This is a genomic window from Microbacterium sp. NPDC064978, assembly GCF_044543605.1.
GTDB lineage: Bacteria > Actinomycetota > Actinomycetes > Actinomycetales > Microbacteriaceae > Microbacterium > Microbacterium meiriae.
Map to the genome: position 1 here is coordinate 853,598 of NZ_JBITWF010000001.1, position 15,315 is coordinate 868,912.

General features: G+C 72.6%; 10 protein-coding genes. 4 read left to right on the plus strand and 6 right to left on the minus strand.

The window, feature by feature from the left end:
• Positions 1-632 precede the first annotated feature (632 nt).
• Positions 633-2,354, minus strand: a complete 1,722-nt coding sequence (locus ACIGJI_RS04380; protein WP_363445859.1) for an ATP-dependent helicase — start codon at positions 2,352-2,354, stop codon at positions 633-635.
• Complete coding sequence (gene nudC / locus ACIGJI_RS04385; RefSeq protein ID WP_259953135.1) at positions 2,351-3,232, minus strand: NAD(+) diphosphatase; 882 nt, start codon at positions 3,230-3,232, stop codon at positions 2,351-2,353. The genes ACIGJI_RS04380 and nudC overlap by 4 nt, the downstream gene beginning before the upstream one ends.
• A 64-nt stretch (positions 3,233-3,296) precedes the next feature.
• Between nudC and ACIGJI_RS04390 the strand changes: the two genes are divergently transcribed.
• Positions 3,297-4,649 (plus strand): phosphotransferase, encoded by a 1,353-nt coding sequence (locus ACIGJI_RS04390; RefSeq protein ID WP_280569055.1) that lies wholly within the window; start codon positions 3,297-3,299, stop codon positions 4,647-4,649.
• On the opposite strand, the gene ACIGJI_RS04395 is transcribed toward ACIGJI_RS04390, so the two are convergent.
• Both ACIGJI_RS04395 and ACIGJI_RS04400 read right to left on the minus strand, forming a co-directional pair.
• Positions 4,595-8,080, minus strand: coding sequence for an ATP-dependent DNA helicase (locus ACIGJI_RS04395; protein WP_363445857.1), 3,486 nt, complete (start codon positions 8,078-8,080; stop codon positions 4,595-4,597). The genes ACIGJI_RS04390 and ACIGJI_RS04395 overlap by 55 nt on opposite strands.
• The gene (locus ACIGJI_RS04400; protein WP_187663667.1) at positions 8,077-11,286 is read right to left on the minus strand and encodes an ATP-dependent DNA helicase; all 3,210 of its coding nucleotides are present in this window, start codon (positions 11,284-11,286) and stop codon (positions 8,077-8,079) included. Before ACIGJI_RS04400 ends, ACIGJI_RS04395 begins: the two co-directional genes overlap by 4 nt.
• Before the next feature lie 151 nt (positions 11,287-11,437).
• On the opposite strand from ACIGJI_RS04400, the gene ACIGJI_RS04405 reads away from it, so the two are divergent.
• Both ACIGJI_RS04405 and ACIGJI_RS04410 read left to right on the plus strand, forming a co-directional pair.
• Entirely contained in the window at positions 11,438-11,662 is a 225-nt protein-coding gene (locus ACIGJI_RS04405; RefSeq protein WP_025102974.1) for a DUF3107 domain-containing protein, read from the plus strand.
• Between the two features lie 7 nt (positions 11,663-11,669).
• Positions 11,670-11,957, plus strand: a complete 288-nt coding sequence (locus tag ACIGJI_RS04410) for a hypothetical protein (protein WP_187663666.1) — start codon at positions 11,670-11,672, stop codon at positions 11,955-11,957.
• A 1-nt stretch (position 11,958) separates the two neighbouring features.
• Here ACIGJI_RS04410 and ACIGJI_RS04415 read toward each other — a convergent pair whose 3' ends face one another.
• Complete coding sequence (locus ACIGJI_RS04415; RefSeq protein ID WP_060923156.1) at positions 11,959-12,672, minus strand: ferritin-like fold-containing protein; 714 nt, start codon at positions 12,670-12,672, stop codon at positions 11,959-11,961.
• A 196-nt stretch (positions 12,673-12,868) separates the two neighbouring features.
• Here ACIGJI_RS04415 and ACIGJI_RS04420 point away from each other — a divergent pair, with 196 nt between their 5' ends.
• Entirely contained in the window at positions 12,869-14,389 is a 1,521-nt protein-coding gene (locus tag ACIGJI_RS04420; RefSeq protein ID WP_259953118.1) for a DEAD/DEAH box helicase, read from the plus strand.
• On the opposite strand, the gene ACIGJI_RS04425 is transcribed toward ACIGJI_RS04420, so the two are convergent.
• Complete coding sequence (locus ACIGJI_RS04425; RefSeq protein WP_366244514.1) at positions 14,376-15,305, minus strand: DUF817 domain-containing protein; 930 nt, start codon at positions 15,303-15,305, stop codon at positions 14,376-14,378. The two genes, ACIGJI_RS04420 and ACIGJI_RS04425, sit on opposite strands and share 14 nt — an antisense overlap.
• Positions 15,306-15,315 lie beyond the last annotated feature (10 nt).

Sequence of the window (15,315 nt, forward strand, 5' to 3'; positions counted from 1 at the left end):
CCTCCAGGTCGGCGACGATCCCGCCATCCGGGTCCCGGCGTCCGCGCCCTGGGTCGAACGGCTCCTCAGCCGCATGCGCCGAGGGTTCCGACGCAGCGCCTTCGATGTCATCGCGCACCGCGCGGGAGCGCCGCGGGAGGAGGCCAGACGGCTGCTGGCCATCGTCGAACCGGCGCTGCAGGACGAGCCCGCCCGCCCGCTCGCCGCCCGGGTGTCCACGCTCGGGCTCACCGACACCCGCGCCGAAGGGCGGCTGTGCGAGGCGCTCGCCGACGAAGGGGTGTCGCTCGCGACGACCTCGGCGCCGTCATCGACGGTGGTCGCCGTCGTCCTCGTTCCCGGTGCGGCGGCCGCCGTGCAGTTCGCGCCGTTCCTGCGCACGGACTCCCCGCACCTGCCGATCGCCGTCGAGCCGGCGCGCATCACCGTGGGACCGCTGGTCGTGCCGGGGCTCACGCCGTGTCTGACCTGCCGGGATGCCGAGGACACCGCTCGGGACCCTGCCTGGCCGCTGCTCCACGGTCAGCTCGTCGGCCGCGACCCCGGGCGCATCACACTCGCCAGGGTGGCTGCGGCCGGAGCGGTCGCTGCGCGTCTCCTCGCGGACCCCCAGGCCGCCCGCATCGCCCGGATCAGCGCGGACGGCGCGATCGGGTGGCGTTCGGTGCGGTTTCGCGCAGAATGCCTGTGCCGCGACCCGTCGTCCCCATCTCCGCCAGGAACCGCGAGGGCGCCCGTTCGCCGCGCCCCGCCGATCGTGCCCAGGACAGCTCCAGCGTGCGCGCAGCCCGCGTGACCCCGACGTAGGCGAGGCGACGCTCCTCGTCCACGGCCTCGAACGTCGTGGCATACGAGATGGGCAGCGACCCCTCCGCCCACCCCGCGAGGTAGACGTGCGGCCATTCGAGGCCCTTGGCCGCATGCAGCGTCGACAGTGTCACCGTCCGCATCGTCGGCTCGTGCTGATCCTTCGCGCGGGCCATGAGCTCGTCGCTGAACGATCGCAGGGTCGCTTCCGGTCCGGCATCCTCCGCGAGCCGCAGGATGGCCCGTCGGGCCTCCCAGCCGTCGCGCTGAGCTCCCCCGGCGGCCGGCGGCTCCTCGGTGAGTCCCAGCTCGCGAAGCACCCGCCGCACCCCTGGCAGGAATCCGTGCTCGGTCGGCGCGACCGCCGCCGCACGGAGCGCGAGGATCGCCTGGCGTACCTCCGGCATGGCGAAGAATCGCGTGCCGCCGAGCACCGAGGTGGCGATCCCCTCGGCGGCGAGCGCCTGCTGGAGCACCGCGGACTGCGCATGGGCCCGATACAGCACGGCGATCTCGGACGGGGAGGCGCCGTCGGCGATACGGGCCGCGACACCGGCCGCGATCCCTGCGGCCTCCTCCGCCTCCGAGTCGTACGCCGTGACCGTCGGCGGCTCGGCTGTGAAGTGCTCCCGCGCGGGGACCAGCTCCAGCGCCCCGGGGCGACCGTGCATCAGCGCGTTCGCCGCCGTCAGGATGGGGGCCTGGGACCGGTAGTTCGTCTCCAGCCGGATGACCGTCGCGTCGGGGTGCCGCCGCTCGAACTCGAGGAGGAACCGCTGCTCCGCCCCCGCGAACGAGTAGATCGTCTGGCTGGCGTCGCCCACCACGCAGATGTCGTGCCGATCGCCCAGCCACAGCTCCAGGAGCCGGTTCTGGAGCGGCGACACGTCCTGGAACTCGTCCACGGTGAAGTGCCGGTACTGCTCGTGAACGGCGGCTGCGACCCGTGGCTCGGTCTCCAGCATCCCCGCACAGGCGAGCAGCACGTCCTCGAAGTCGAGCTGATGACGCTCGTCCTTCAGCGCCTCGTAGCCGCGCATCAGCTCCACGAGCTGGGTGGGGTCGATCCCGGTGATCGGACGGCCCAGCTCGGTGTACCGGTCGATCGAGATCATCGACACCTTCCGCCACTCGATCTCCGAGGCGATGTCGCGCAGGGTCGCCGTGCGGGGACGCAGGCGGAGGGCATCGGCGGCCTGACCGAGCATGCGCACCTTGTTGTCGATGATCGACGGCGCGGGGGCCCCCGCCAGCGTGGGCCAGAAGAAGTTGAGCTGGGCGAGCGCGGCCGCGTGGAAGGTGCGGGCGGCGACGCCTTCGACGCCCAGCGCACGGAGGCGTCCGCGGAGCTCACCGGCGGCCTTCGCGGTGAACGTCACCGCCATCACCCGGGACGGCGAGTAGGCACCGGTGTCCACCCCGTGCGCGATGCGGTGCGTGATGACTCTGGTCTTCCCGGTTCCGGCACCCGCGAGCACCGCCACCGGCCCCCGCAGGACCGAAGCCGCCGCTCGCTGCCGCTCGTCGAGGGCATCGAGTGCGCTCACGGGCGCTCCTCGAACCAGTCGACGATGAGAGCGCGCGCGATCGAGGCGGGTCCCGGCAACCCGACGGGACCGTCCCCGGCGAGCGCGGAGCCGATCTCCTCCCGCGTGAACCAGCGCACGTCGATGATCTCCTCGCCGTCGGGTCTGGCCGCGGCTTCGTCTTCGACCGCGGCGCGGAACCCGACCATGAGCGAGCGGGGGAAGGGCCACGCCTGCGAGGAGATGTAGCGCAGCGTCGAGAGGCGCACGCCGGACTCCTCCTCGATCTCCCGGTGCACGGTGGCCTCGAGGGATTCGCCCGCCTCCGTGAAACCGGCGAAGCAGGAGTACATGCGACCGCCCCAGTTCGCATTGGCACCGAGCAGCAACCGCTCGCCGTCCGCGCTCTCGACGGCGACGATCACCGCGGGGTCGGTCCGCGGGAAGTGCTCGCGGCCGCAGACCAGGCACCGCCGCGACCAGCCCGCGTTGCGCAGCTCCGTCCCTCCGCCGCAGGTGGGGCAGAACGGGGCGTCGCGGAGCCAGCCGGCCAGCGCGACCGCGGCGACGAGCACCTCGGACTCCCCGGCGTCCAGGCGCCCGCCGAGGTCGCGGAGGCCGAGCCAGATCTCGTCCGGCGCCGTGTCCAGAGCATCGGTCTCCGGCGGCAGCGCGGCGAGCAGGAGCGCGGAGCCGTCGGCTTCCCGACCGAGCAGCGCCCATGTCCCGTCCGTGACGTCGTCCGCCGAGACGCGCAGCAGCGCCGAGGCCGCGACGCGCACACGCCCCTCCCGGACGACGATGACGCGCGAGGCCGCGAGGCCGCGGAGACGCTCGATCACGCCCTCCTCCTCGCGGAGTTCGGCGGCGCGGTCGAAGAACGGGCGCGGAATGCTCATCGACTCCCTCTCTCACGGGCGTGGCGGAGGCGGGACCGCCCCTGAGCCGACCTACCCTGGGGGCATGGGACGCTCTCCATTCACTCTAGCCGCGGCGGTGACGGCCGCACTTCCCGGCGCGGAGGTCACGGGCACCCGGGCGCTCACCGCGAACGGCGACGGGCGCTTCGACTCCGCCGTCGCCTCCCTCGCCGACGGCCGGGAGCTCGCGATCCGCGTGGCGGACGATGATGACGCCGCGCGCGAGCTGGCGGCCGAAGCCCTCGCGCTCCGCGCCCTCACCGACGGCGCGCGCGCCATGCTCCCGTTCCGCGCTCCCGGATACATCGGCGAGACGAGGGTGGGCGAGGGCCGAGCGCTCGTGACCGAACTGCTCCCCGGCTTCCAGATCGAGGCGTCGATGGTTCCCGCCGGACGCGGCGCCGCGGAGTCCATGGGGGCCGCGATCGCCGCCGTGCACGCGCTGCCGACGTCGGTCGTCCGCGGTGCCGGACTCGTGATGCGCAGTGCGGAGGAAAGCCGCGCCGAGCTGGAGCGGCTCGTCGACACCGCCGCAGCCACGGGACGCGTCCCCGCCCGCCTCACGGTGCGGTGGCGGGAGGCCGTCGCCGACGACGACCTCTGGCGCTTCGAGTCGACGGTCGTGCTCGGCGGCGCGCAGGCCACGTCTTTCCTCTTCGACGATCATCCCGAGCGCGGCCCCGAGGTCACCGGCGTGATCGGCTGGCACGGTCTCGCGGTCGGCGATCCGGCGCTCGACCTGTCCTGGCTGTCGGCCGCGCCCGACGCCGCGGCCGACGTGCACGGCGCGTACGCCCGTGCGATGGATCGAACTCCCGACGCCGGTCTCGAGATCCGTGCGCGGCTGCTCGCCGAGCTGGAGTTCGCCCGCTGGCTCGTCCACGGGGACGCGCTGCGGCGCGAGGACATCGTGGAGGACGCGGCCGCGCTGCTGGAGGCTCTCGCCGACGGCCTGCGCCACGACGATCTCGGCGTGCCCGGTGATCGCCGCTCGGACGTGGACTCGGCGATGGACGCGCTCGACCGTGTGCCGGTGGCGGCCGCTCCCGAGGTGGACACCTCGATGCAGACCGATGCCTACAACCCGGAAGAGCTCTGGGCGGCGGAGGCGGACGACGTGGATCTCGACGCCGCGCGCACCGGGTCGTCGGTGGCGGGGGCGGGCGAGCCCGCGGGCGCGCCGTCGCAGCCCGACGCGGAACATCGTGCCGCCGTGGCGAGCATCGAGACCGAGGACCTCTCCGGCGTCGCGCACGCGTTCGCCGAGACGCGCGGAAGCGGACGGGTCGAGACTTCCTTCCCCTCCTCCCCCTCGGCGGACGACGACGATTCCGAAGAGGCTCAGCGCGCGGCGCGGGCGGCGCTCCAGCGCTGGAAGAGCTCCTCCTCGGAGTAGACGCGGTCCCCGCGGATGACGAGGTCGTCGGCCACGTAGTACAGCGCCACGTCGATCTCCTCGAGCGGGACGCCGAAACGCCGGTGGTACGCGAGCCGGTAGAGGGCCAGCTGCAGCATGCGCTCCTCGCGCTCCTGCGGTGTGCGTGGCGCCCGCCCGGTCTTCCAGTCGACGATCTCGATCCGTCCGCCGCGGTCGGCGCGTCGGTACACCGCGTCGAGCTTGCAGATGACGATGTGGGCTTCCGTCGCGTCGGGGCGCACTCCGGGGAGACCGGCTCCCAGCGCGAAGTCGATCTCGATCTCCACGGCGAGCGGCTGCAACAGCCCCCACTCGCTCCGCTCGAAGGTCTCCTGCAGTGCGGCGAGGTCGGCGGCGTCCGCAGCGGCACCGGATGCCGGAGCACCCGGTGCACCGTCGTCCTCGGGCTCGTCCTCGTCGACCTCCCAGAGCGCCTCGTCCACCCGGGTTCCGACACCGACGAGCTCGGAGCGCTGCTCGACCCACGCGTGGAACAGGGTCCCCAGACGGGTCTGGCGGTACGGGCGTTCGGGCATCGGGCGCACGAGCGAGGACAGGGTCCCGGTGTAGTCCGTGACGTAGTCCTTGAACCGGGAGGCGGGCACTCGCGTGGGTGCCTCCGCGTCCGTCCCGCGCTGGCGGGCGGCGCGCTCGTCGAGGAGCCGGCGCAACTCCTCGGTCGGCTCGAGGGTATCGCCCTGGAGGGCCTCCTCGACGACCGCCGCCGCGGCGCTCACCACGGGGCGCCGTCCGCCGAGCGGGTCGAGCGGCCAGTGCAGCGTGGCGCCGGGACCGTCGTACGGGTTCTCGTCCGGGTCGACCGGAGGGATCGCGTCGAGCCCGAGGACGTCGATGGCCTCCAGGAGGTACGGACTCGGCGTGCGCGGCGCCTTCTGACCCGCCCAGTGGGCGCCGCTCAGCAGCAGGTCGCTCTTGGCGCGGGTGATCGCCACGTAGGCGAGGCGACGCTCCTCCTGGCGCTGATACTCCCGGTAGGCGTCCTTGAAGCGCTTGAGCGCGCCGCCGTGGGGGTTCGCTTTCGTCGCCCCGCCCGACAGCGACGCCTGTGCGAGCTTCTGCCGCTTGCCGGGGTCGGCCTCGCCCTCCATCGCCTCCTCCGGGTCCCAGACGAAACGCGGGAGCGCGTCGCGGTCTCCGCGCAGCGCGAACGGCACGACGCCGAACCCGAACCATCCCGAGGTGTCGGACACCCGCCCAGGCAGCTCGTCGACGACGAGGCGCACGACCGCGACGGCGTCCCACTCCAGGCCCTTCGACCCGTGGATCGTGAGCAGTTGCACGACCCCGGGCTCCGGGGGCTCCGGTCGGGGCATGAGTTCGTCGGTGCTCTCCGCCTTGTCGAGCCAGGCCAGCAGGCTGCCGATCGTGCCGCGCTCGTCGGCGGCGAGGAACGCGCGCACCTCGTCGGCGAACGCCCGCAGCTGGGTGGCTGCGACCCGCGCGGGTCCCCGGGTCTCGTTGGCGGCGAGCTCGATATCCAATCGCAGCTCCAGCTCGATGAGCCGGATGAGTTCCGGGATCGGCTGGGACGACGCGCGACGCAGGCGCTCCAGCATCTCCCCCGCGGCGCGGATCCGTGAGCGGCCCTCCGGGGTGATGCCCTCCAGCAGGCGATAGTCGTCGCGGACCGCGCGCACGATGTCGACCGCGTCCACGATGGAGACGGCCTCGTCGGCACCGCGGGAGGAGCGCAGCCGCGCCCGCACCTCTTCCGGCAGGGGCATGAGGGCGGTGTCGCGCTCCGCGAGCGCGCGTCCCAGCTCGTACAGCGCCGCCATATCCGCCACCCCGACGCCGAAGCGCGGGCCCGTCAGGAGCCGGATCAGCGCCGAACCGGCCGTCGGGTCGTGCACCACCCGCAGGGTCGAGACCACGTCGACGACCTCGGGCGTGGCGAGCAGGCCCCCGAGTCCAAGGATGCGGTGCGGGATGCCTCGCGCGGCGAGCGCGCCGGCGAAGGTCTGCATATGGCGTTTGGACCGGAACAGGATGGCGCCGGTGTGCGGGGAGTCGGAGGTCTCCTCGTGGGCGGCACGACGCTCCGCGAACCAGGCCGCGACCTCGGCGGCCTCGTCGTCGACGGTGAACGGGTAGCGCACGGCGACCGTACCCTCCCCGGCGCCGGGCCGCGGTTCCAGCGGCGGGACGTCGAGTCCGGGGCGCTGCAGGGGCCCCAGCACCCGGTTCGCGACGTCGAGGATCCGCCAGTCGTTGCGCCAGCTCGTCATGAGGCTGTAGGTGCGTACCTCTCCGGCGCTAGAGAAGGATCGGGGGAACGCGTAGAGGTTGTCGGCGCTGGCTCCACGCCAGCCGTAGATCGACTGGTGCGGATCGCCGACGGCCATGACCGCCGTGTCGCGGAACAGCTCCGCGAGGAAGCGCGTCTGGATCACGGAGGTGTCCTGGTACTCGTCGAGGAGGACGACCCGGTGCTGCTCCCGGAGCTCGGCGCGGACGTCCGGCGCGGACTCGACGATGTCGTACGCTCCGGACACCTGGTCGGCGAAGTCGAGCACGCCGCGCCGGTCCTTCTCGGCGATGTAGTCGCGCACGAGGCTGGTCAGAGTCGGGAGGGTGCGCAGGTTGACCGCCGCCTTCTCGACATCGGCATGGGAGCGGTAGGGCTCGAACGCCGCGGCCTGTGCTGCCGCGAGACGCTCGGCCTCGGCGAGGTCGACGCGATGGTCGAGCGCCGCGCCGGCGAGCCGCTGCACGGCGTCGATGACTGTTCCGAGGGCGTAGTCGACCTCCTCCAGCTCCGGCAGATCGCTGCGGAGCACGACCTCCCGCGCCAGCATCCAGGACGCCGCCTGGCTGAGCATCGCCACATCGGGATCCCGGCCGATGCGTGCGGCGTGCTCACGCACGATGCCGTCGGCGAAGGCGTTGTAGGTCGAGACGCGGGGACGGATGAGGAGGTCGTCGGCGGTGCGGAGCGCCCCGGGCTCCCCGGCCGTGCCGTAGTGCTGGGCGAGCTCGTCGAGGACATGGCTGCGCACGAGTTCGCGCTGCCGCCCCGGCGCGGCCTCCGCCACTCGACGCAGTGCCCCTCCGGCGACGATCTCCGGGAGATGCGGGAGCAGGCCCCGCCGACCGTATTCGTCGACGACGGCGAGACGGGCGCCGATGCGCTCCGCGAGCTCCCCCGCCGCCTTGCGGGTGAACGTGAGACCGAGGACCTCGTCCCGGCGGACGAGCCCGTTCGCGACGAGCCAGACCACGCGGGCCGACATGGTCTCCGTCTTGCCGCTGCCCGCCCCAGCGACGACCAGTGCCGGCTCCAGCGGCGCCTCGATCACCTGCTGCTGCGCGGGCGTCGGAGTCGGCAGTCCGAGCGCGGCGGCGATGTCGGTCGCCGAGAGCACGGCGTCCGGGGCTCCTGCGGTCATGCGCTCACCGCCGGCACGGTGTGGATGCGGCAGGGATGGACCCGGCGCTGCGTGTCGGCGCAGTGCGCCTCGACCTGTGCGGTGAAGCTCGCCGCCGACATGCCGCGGGCGACCTCGGCGACCCGGTGCAGGAACTGCGACCGGGCCTCGGCGTCCAAGGCGTGCTGGTGCGCGACGCGGTAGTCGCTCTTCGCCAGGGTCTTCGAGACGATCACCAGACGCGCGCCCCCGAGCGAACCGGGCGCGGCACCGGGCACGAGCCCCTCCTGCACAGCGATCTGATAGGCCGCGAGCTGGGCATGGTCGACGACGCCCCCGTCCGCCTCCGGATCGGTCTTCCCGGTCTTGAGGTCGACGACCACCGTGGTCCCCTCCGGCCCACCGGCCATCGACTGCCAGCCGCGGCCGCGCGCCGGTCCGTGTTCGCCCGCGCCGGGCGGATACGCCTCGACCCGGTCGATGTAGCCGTGCACGATGGCGCGGTGACCGCGGTCCTCCCCCACCGGGTAGACGCTCGGCTCGGCGGTCTCGCCGGACACGTCGACGGCGAACCGGAACTCCACCTCGCTGCCGAGGACGCGCCCGCCGTCCCTCGTCACCTCACCGAGGTAGCTGTGCAGCCGGTCGACGAACAGGTCGGCGCGACGACGCTCCTTGCGCCCGATCCAGGCCGTCTCGAAGTCGAGCTCCGGCCAATGCTCCTCGACGATCTCCCGCATGCGCGCGAGGTCGCCGTCCGGCACGCGCTCCATCGCCTCGTGGACGATCGTGCCGATGCCCGCCGTCGGCGGCATGACGGTGTCGCCGCCGAGAGCCGAGACGACCCAGTTGAGCCCGCATTCCTCGTACGACTCCACCGCCGAGGGCGACACCCGGGCTCCGCTCGCAGCGAGATCGCGCAGCGGCGCCGCTGTCGAGGGCGCCGTGACGCCGTACCAGTCGTGCGGATGCGCTCCCGGCACGCCCTCCCGGGCGAGGATGGCGAGTTGGGCGGCCGCCTCGCGCCTCGCGGGTTCGGCGTGTGTCGTGGTGAGCACCCGACGGTGCCGCGCGACCAGCCCGCGCAGCGTGAGCGGGTGCTCCGCGGAGGCATGACGCTCCGGCGGCTCCGGAGGGGGAAGGAATCCGAAGAAGGCGCTGGGTGACAGGTCGTCATCGTCCACCGCGGTGATGAGGAGGCGATGGCGCGCCCGCGAGAGTGCCCGCACGAACAGCCGCAACTCGTCATGGAGCGCCGCCCGACGCCGGTCGAGCACGCCCGGGACCTCCGCCGGGAGGCCGGAGCGCGCCGCGGTCAGCGCGTCGGCGAGCCGCCAGGTCTGGAGCAGCCCGCCACGCAGCCGTACGTTGGGCCAGACGCCGTCCTGCACACCGGCGACGACCACCGCGTCGAACTCCGTGCCGAGCGCGGTGGCCGGCGTGAGCAGGGTGACCGTCCCCGGCCGGTCCGGCGACGACAGCGTGTCCTCCGGCACCTCGCTGTCGAGGATGTCGCGCACGAAGACCTCGGGGCGCTCGTCGGGTGTGCGCTCGACGAAGCGCTTGGCCGCGTCGAACAGAGCCACGAGAGCATCCAGCGATCGCGCCGTCTCGGCTCCGGTCGGCAGCAGCGAGATCTCCCGCCACGCGACCTGCAGCCGCCGCCCGTCGACGGCCCTGGCCTGCTCCCAGATGCGCCACAGGAGGTCGTGGATCGTCTCGCCTTCCGCCGCCGCACGAGCGACGCCGGCGACCGTCTCGGCGAAGCGCTCGGCGGTCCGCGACTCCGGTGCATCGATGAGCGTGAGGGTGGCCGGCGCCGACATCGCCGCGCGCAGCAGCTCGCGCGCGGGAGTCGACCCGCCCTGACCGAGTTCGAGGTGGCGGAGCCGCGCGCGCAGCCGACGGAGCGCGATCGCGTCCATTCCACCGAACGGCGTCCGCAGCGCCTCCTCCCAGGCCTGCACGGTGCGGTCCTCGTCCGGAGTCAGCGCGAGCCGCACGATGCCGACGATGTCGCGCACGATCCCCTCGCTCCCGAGCGGGCGCTGCACCCCGGCGGCCCTCGTCGGGATCTCGCGCGCGGCCAGCTCGGTCTCCAAGGCTGTGACCTGACGGGTGTCGTGGGCGATGACCGCCATCCGCTCCCACGGGATGCCGGCGCTCAGGTGCCAGTCGCGCATGACTCCCGCGATGCGGTCGAACTCCTCGTAGGGCGACGGCGCGAGGAAGGTCGAGACCTCCGCGCTGTCGTCCCCCGCGGTGGGCGCCGGGGCGCGCCGATGCTCGACGCGTCCCGAGACGCCGATCGCCTGCGTCACCGTGCGCGTCAACGCGGTCAGCAGCGGGCGCTGACGGTGGGCGCCGTCGAGCACGTGCACGGTGGTGAGCGCGCCGGCGAGTTGCGCGAACAGCTCGGGGCTGGCTCCGCGGAAGGCACCGGAGGAGATGTCCGGGTCGCCGAATGCGTGGACCGCGATGCCCCGGTCGAGGAGCGCCTGCACCACGCCGATGCCTCCGCGCGTCAGCTCCTGGGCGTCGTCGATGAGCACCACCCGCAGGGGCGACAGCGGCCCGAGGGTCGCGCTGTCAGCCGTGCGGAGGATCCCCGCTGCCTCGCTGAGCAGATCGGCGGCGTCGCGGTGCGCGGCCCGTAGGGCATCGAGCACCGCGCGGTACTCCTCCACGAAGTCGGCCGCCGCCGTCCACACCGCATCGCCGGTGGCGCGCAGTTCGGCCGGGCTCGCCCCCAGCTCCGTGCACTCCGCGAGGAAGGCGCGGAGTTCGGAGCGGAAGCCCTTCGAGGCGCGGACGGGCTCGCTGAGCGCCGGAGGCCAGGCGATGCGGGCGTCCTCGGCATCGCCGGCGAGCAGTTCGGCGATGATGCGGTCCTGATCGGCGCCGGTGAGCAGAGCCGGCGGCTCCGCGCCCTCCCTCACCATCGCGCCGCGGACGAGCTGGAACGCGAACGACCCGAGCGACCGGGCCAGCGGTCCCGGCGTCGCCTGGCCGATGCGCACGCCGATCCGGTCGCGCAGCGCGGTGGCCGCCTGTCGGCTCGGCGTGAGCGCCAGCACCTCTTCCGGCCGCAGCCCTTCGACTTCGAGGAGCTGCACCACACGGTCGACGAGCGTGCGCGTCTTACCGGTGCCGGGGGCACCGATCACGACGCCCGACGCGGTCGGCGGCGCCGTGATCACGGCTCGCTGCGCGGCATCCGACATCATCCCTCCACGCTATCGGGAGGCGCGGACATCGGCGTCGAGGGCGAACCTCCTCGCGGGTTGTGCGCTCAGGGCGAAACGACCGACGCCGCCGGTCTCCCCCGCTCGGTGCGCGATAGAGTTGGCCGAGTCCGACGACCTGCAAGGAGCACCCGTGGAAATCCGCATCGGCATCATCAACACCGGCCGCGAGCTGAGCTTCGACACCGCTGCCACGGCGGACGAGGTCCGCACCCAGGTCTCCGCCGCGCTCGAGCAGAGCGCCTCGCACCTGAGCTTCGCCGACGTGAAGGGCAACTCCTACATCGTGCCGACCGCGAACCTCGCCTACATCGAGCTGGGCACCGAGGAGTCGCGTCGCGTGGGCTTCGTCGCCTGACCCGCGCATGTACATCCTCCTCGCCCTCGTCGGCGCCTGCGTGCTCGGCATCGCCGCGCACTTCCTGATCGGCGGTCGCGAACGGCGCGGCGTCGCACTCGCCCCGGCGATCGCGACGGCCGTCTCGGCGATCGTCTACACGGCTCTGCAGTGGTCCGGCGTGGGCGAGGACAGCGTCTGGCTGTGGCTGGCGAGCACCCTCGGAGCCGCCGCGGTCGCGGCGCTCGCCGCCGCGGCTCTCACCGCAGCGCGTCGACGCGGCGACGAGCAGCGGAGAGCCGCGCTCGGGATCTGAGCTAGGACGCGAGGCCCATCGCGTCCATGCGCCGGGCGTGCGCCCCCATCAGCTCGGTGTACACCGGCTCGATGCGAGCTTCCTCCACGGCGAGGAGTTCGGGACGCAGAGCCGCGCGACAGACGAGGATCGTGTCGCCCACGAGACGCCGCGCCCACATGGACAGCAGCGAGCGCCACTCCTCGTCGCTCTCGATCGTCTCCTGGATGATCGCGACGATCTCGTGGCGCGCGTCGTCCTCGCGCAGGATCTCCGCGACCCGCCGCCCCGTCTCGCCGTAGCTCGAAGCGAGCGCGAGATAGAAGTCGTCGAGCATGCCCGCCGTGATGTAGACCGCGAGCAGGGTCTCGCGCGGGCGCGCCCCGATGGTCTTGCGCCGGAACGCGTCCAGGTGCTCGCGGAACGGGAGCATGAGCTGCGTCGGGTCCTGACCGCGCGCCGCGATGATGTCGACGATGCCCCGGTGCTTGGTGAGCGCCGCACCGGCGGCCCGGGACAGCGACTCCTTCTCGGCCAGCTCGGGAGTCGCGCGGATGAGCCGCGTCAGCGTCTCGAAGTAGCCGAGCTGGAGGTAGGCCGCCTGGCCGAGGAATCGGTCGAGCTCCGGCGCCAGCTCCGCGAAGTCGACACGCGTCGCATCGCTCTGCTCGCCGCGGCTGCGCAGCGCCAGGGTGCGTCGCGGCGCGGCGTCGCGCTGCCAGAACCACTTAACCACGAGGTGTTCCTCCCGAGTCGGCCACGTCGTTCACAATACTCGGCAGAAGACGTCCTCCCTGCCCGGAGCCGCCCCTCCGGTAGGCTGGGCGTGTCCCCGCCGTCGGAGCGGGGCCCCGCGCCTGTGGCACACGAGACGGCGTGGCTCCGTTTACGAGGCGATCGCGCATGGTCGCCGGACAGGCATCTGAACAACAGTGACAACTTTCGCCGAACTCGGCATCGATCAGGACATCGTCGACGCACTGGCCGCGAAGGGCATCGTCGATGCCTTCCCGATCCAGGAGCAGACCATCCCCCTCGGGCTCCCGGGGCAGGACATCATCGGACAGGCGAAGACCGGTACCGGCAAGACCTTCGGCTTCGGCATCCCGGTCGTGCAGCGCCTCGGGAAGGATCCGGAGCACGGGGTCAAGGCCCTCATCGTCGTCCCGACCCGCGAGCTCGCGGTGCAGGTCTACGAGGACATCGATCTGCTCACGAGCAACCGCTCCACCAGCGTCGTCGCCATCTACGGCGGCAAGGCGTACGAAGGGCAGATCGACCAGCTCAAGGCCGGAGCGCAGATCGTCGTCGGCACGCCGGGGCGTCTCATCGACCTCGCCGGCCAGCGCCTCCTCGACCTCTCGAACGCGACCGAGGTCGTGCTCGACGAGGCCGACAAGATGCTCGACCTCGGCTTCCTCGCCGACATCGAGAAGATCTTCCAGAAGGTCCCCGCGGTGCGGCACACGCAGCTGTTCTCCGCGACCATGCCCGGTCCGATCGTCGCGCTGGCACGGCGGTTCATGACCAACCCGATCCACATCCGCGCCAACGACCCGGACGAGGGCCTGACGCAGGCGAACATCAAGCACCTCGTCTACCGCGCCCACTCGCTGGACAAGGACGAGGTCATCGCTCGCATCCTGCAGGCCGAGGGCCGGGGGAAGACGGTCATCTTCACGCGCACGAAGCGCGCAGCGCAGCGTCTGGTGGACGAGCTGAGCGACCGCGGCTTCAACGTGGGCGGCGTCCACGGCGACATGGGACAGGACCAGCGTGAGCGCTCCATGGCCGCGTTCAAGGCCGGCAAGAAGGACGTCCTCGTGGCGACGGACGTGGCGGCCCGCGGTATCGACGTCGACGACGTCACCCACGTCATCAACCACACCATCCCCGACGAGGAGAAGACCTACCTCCACCGCGCGGGACGCACGGGCCGCGCGGGCAAGACCGGGATCGCGGTGACGTTCGTGGACTGGGAGGACCTGCACAAGTGGGCCCTCATCAACCGCGCGCTCGAGTTCGGTCAGCCCGAACCGGTCGAGACCTACTCGTCGAGCCCGCACCTGTACACCGACCTCGACATCCCCGAGGGGACGAAGGGGCGGCTCGTGAGCGCGCCGAAGAAGGAAGCGGTCAAGACGGAGCGCACCCGTCGTCCGGAGCGCGCCGCGGACGCCGCCGAAGAGGGCACCGGAGAGGGCGGCACGCGCCGCCGTCGCCGCCGCCGCACCGGCTCGTCGTCTGTCGGCTCCACGTTCGCGGAGGGCACGCCCGAAGGGTCGTCCGGCGAGGGTTCCGCCGCGCAGACCGCCGACCGCGGCGCCGAGGGTGCCGGCACCCACGACGGCGCCGGCAAGGAGCACCACGACGGCAAGCCCGCCCCCGCCCGCCGTCGCCGCCGTCGTCGCGGCGGCTCCGGCACCGGGGCGGCACCCGTCACCGGCGCCTGATCCGCGTCATCGTCGTCCGAGGGGCGCCCGCACGGTCTGCCGTGGGGCGCCCTTCGTCGTGCAAGAGGTCGGCCGGAACCTGCGGCGGGTAGACCCAGGCGACGAGCACCACCGAGATGATCATCAGCAGGAACCAGGAGCTGAGCTTGCTCAGGGACACCGGCTGCCACCCCGCCGCCTGGTCGGGATACGCCCACGCGCCTGCCCACGTGCCGATGTTCTCGGCCAGGTAGATGAACACCGCCACCCCGGCGAAGACCGCGAGGAGCGACAGCCGGATGGTGCGGCGCCATACGCGGGCGTGCATGACGGTGGGCAGCCACAGCACCACCACCCCGGCGAGGAGCAGCCACCTGGCATCCCACCACCAGTGGTGGGTGAAGAAGTTGACGTAGATGGCGGCGGCCAGGACGGCCGTCAACCACCGGCGCGGGTAGCGGGTGAACCCGAGGTCGAACAGCCGGTACACGCGCACCATGTAGGAGCCGACCGCCGCGTACATGAACCCGCTGAACAGCGGGACTCCCCCGATGCGGAGGATGCCGTCCGCGGCATACGCCCAGGAACCGACGTCGGTCTTGAACAGCTCCATCGCCGTGCCGGTGATGTGGAAGAGCACGATCACCCAGAGCTCCCGCCCGCTCTCGAGGCGGAACACGAGCATGGCCACCTGGATGAGCACGGCCGCGATCGTCAGCGCGTCGTTGCGGGCGAGCGCGGCGTCGTCGGGGTACCAGAGGCGGGCGGCGACGATCACCACCAGCAGCGCCGCACCGAACACGCAGGCCCAGGCCTGCTTCAGCACGAAGACGAGGAACTCGGCCAGCCCGGCGCGGAAGCCCGATGTCGGCACCGCACGGAGGAGTCGGCGAGCGATCGCGTCGACGCGGCGCTCCAGGGAGGTGGCACGTTGCATGCCTCGGACC

What these genes read in the sequence shown, in the direction of transcription:
- ACIGJI_RS04410 (WP_187663666.1), top strand. Translation starts at nt 11,670, where the DNA reads ATGTACATCCTCCTCGCCCTCGTCGGCGCCTGCGTGCTCGGCATCGCC.
- ACIGJI_RS04390 (WP_280569055.1), top strand. Translation starts at nt 3,297, where the DNA reads ATGGGACGCTCTCCATTCACTCTAGCCGCGGCGGTGACGGCCGCACTT.
- ACIGJI_RS04395 (WP_363445857.1), bottom strand. Translation starts at nt 8,080, where the DNA reads ATGACCGCAGGAGCCCCGGACGCCGTGCTCTCGGCGACCGACATCGCC.
- ACIGJI_RS04425 (WP_366244514.1), bottom strand. Translation starts at nt 15,305, where the DNA reads ATGCAACGTGCCACCTCCCTGGAGCGCCGCGTCGACGCGATCGCTCGC.
- nudC (WP_259953135.1), bottom strand. Translation starts at nt 3,232, where the DNA reads ATGAGCATTCCGCGCCCGTTCTTCGACCGCGCCGCCGAACTCCGCGAG.
- ACIGJI_RS04400 (WP_187663667.1), bottom strand. Translation starts at nt 11,286, where the DNA reads ATGATGTCGGATGCCGCGCAGCGAGCCGTGATCACGGCGCCGCCGACC.